Origin of the sequence: Microbispora hainanensis, from assembly GCF_006874475.1 — a bacterium.
Lineage (GTDB): Bacteria > Actinomycetota > Actinomycetes > Streptosporangiales > Streptosporangiaceae > Microbispora > Microbispora hainanensis.
The window spans coordinates 1-2,029 of record NZ_VIRM01000120.1; the positions used below are offsets into that span (position 1 = coordinate 1).

General features: G+C 66.2%; 1 protein-coding gene. It reads right to left on the minus strand.

Annotated elements, in window-relative coordinates:
- Window positions 1–258 precede the first annotated feature (258 nt).
- On the minus strand, window positions 259–642 hold the full coding sequence (locus FLX08_RS39695) for a cell division protein SepF (RefSeq protein ID WP_142625402.1): 384 nt from the start codon (window positions 640–642) through the stop codon (window positions 259–261).
- Window positions 643–2,029 lie beyond the last annotated feature (1,387 nt).

Here is a 2,029-nt window from a genome sequence, read left to right on the forward strand (position 1 = left end):
TCCATCCCGCAGCCGCGCGAGCAGGCGCAGCCTCGCCTCAACCCCGATCAAGTTCGATGAGCCGGCATGGGTGTGGGGCCTGCGGACGCCTTGCCGCTGCGAGCGCACGAGACGGCCTGCACGTCGCCCCAGGGGTCAAAGGCGCGTGAGACGGTCCGCTCCGGGCCTGCTGATGTACGTGAGAACCGAGGCCATGCGCAACTGTGCCCGCCGACCCAGTGGGCGGCGGGCACAAGACCAAGAGTCGACCCGACCGGTTCAGGCCGTGGAAACCTCCACCGTCGCCGGAGTGATCAGAAAGACCTTGTCGGCGATCCGCTCGATACGTCCCTCGCAGCCGTAGGCCAAGCCCGCGGCGAAGTCCACCATTCGCGTGGCCTCCGCCGTCGACATGCCCGCCACGTCCATGACCACCGTGTGGCCCTCACGGAAGTGCCGGCCGATCGTCAGGGCGTCGTCATACTTCCGCGGGCGGACCATGACGATACGGGCCGGGTCGGCGTTGGGCTGCCAGCGCTTGGCGGCACGCTCGGCCGCCGGCATCCAGTCGTCCTCGTACTCGTCCTCGGCGTAGGTCTCGTCGTCGTACTGCTCTGCCCCACCCAGGCCAAGGTAGCTCGCCACCTTGCGCACAGCCCCCATCGGTTCGTCCTTTTCCGGCTTGTCCTTTTCCGGGCTCGTCCCGACACACGGGACCGTATTCGACGATTCAGCGAACCCCCGCCGACACGCCCGGCCGTTTAAGTGTTGTTGGCTGGAGATTGTGGAGGCCGGGTAAGCGTGTCTTCATCGTCAATTTGTCAGCCCTTCCAGGGTAACTTGCGAACCCGTCTACCCCATGGAACCCTTCGCAAACATTTTTCACAGTCACCTCGAACGACGGTACACCTTCAGTAGATCACAACGGATGCCACCGATGTCGGGTTCCTGAAATACGATCTTGCTGGTCTGACCAGGTGCGCCACCGCCGAGAGCTGCGATTCGAGGCAGCGGCAATGAAGATCGAATTACGCACGGAGATCCTTCGAATTCGTATATCGAAAACACTTTCGACAGCCGTGCACCGAACTGATCATCGTTCTCGGGGCGGCGGACCGCGAACGGCACGGGCCGCAATTGTGCGAGCGGCCAGCGCAAACTCTTTCCTTGCGGCGCCTCCCGGGGAAACGATATCGAGCACAATTTCGACCGGCCATCGATTTTCGAAGCCGCGCAGACCCGCGCCCTACTCACTCTCCGTACAAGGAGGACGGAGAAGCCAGGCCGCGTCTCCGAGCTCGCCACCATGGAGAGACGCCGGCCACGCCGCAGGCTGGTGAACGCGGCCGGCTCTCCAGCAGCGGACCATCCAGGACGCCGTACGACACGGTGCGGCCGCTGGAGAGCCCGCGGTCTTGGGCGTGCTGGGGCCCGCAGTCGCGACGGCTGCTGGAGTGCCTCGGCTCCTTCAAGTTCCGGGGCGTGGAGCCACTGCACTCGCTGTCGCGCCTGGAGCCCTTGGCGTTTCTGGTCCTGGAGCCCCTGCGCTCGCTGAAGTCGGTGCGGCCACCGGAGTCCGTGCGGCCGCCGAAGTCGCCGCACTCGCGGACGGGACGCACCGACCGCACTCGCGGTCTCAGAGCGGCAGCGGCGTACCCACAGCCGTGGTCTCTCCAGAAGCACCTGCCGATTCTCTCGCGCGAGCACTCGGCCGGTCGATGGCCCCCGCCCCTGAATTTCCGGCTCGCCGACGGCCACAGGGGCGGATCTTGATCAGGACCGGGACGTGGCACGTGGAGACGGGGCCCGTCTCAGCGGGCAGAACGTTCATCCCGCGGGCCCTGCCGACCATCCGCGCTCGCCAGCCCCCTCGCCGGCCCAGGCAACCCACGAACCCACAGACGCCCTCACATGCCGGGGGACACCCCTACCGCTATACGGATGACCCATGGACTACCCGGCGGACCACACGAGCCTCAGGAAACGGTCCCTGGACATGCGAAAGCCCCGGCCATACCCAGCCGGGGCCACCACCAGGAAAAAGATCCCG

What these genes read in the sequence shown, in the direction of transcription:
- FLX08_RS39695 (WP_142625402.1), bottom strand. Translation starts at nt 642, where the DNA reads ATGGGGGCTGTGCGCAAGGTGGCGAGCTACCTTGGCCTGGGTGGGGCA.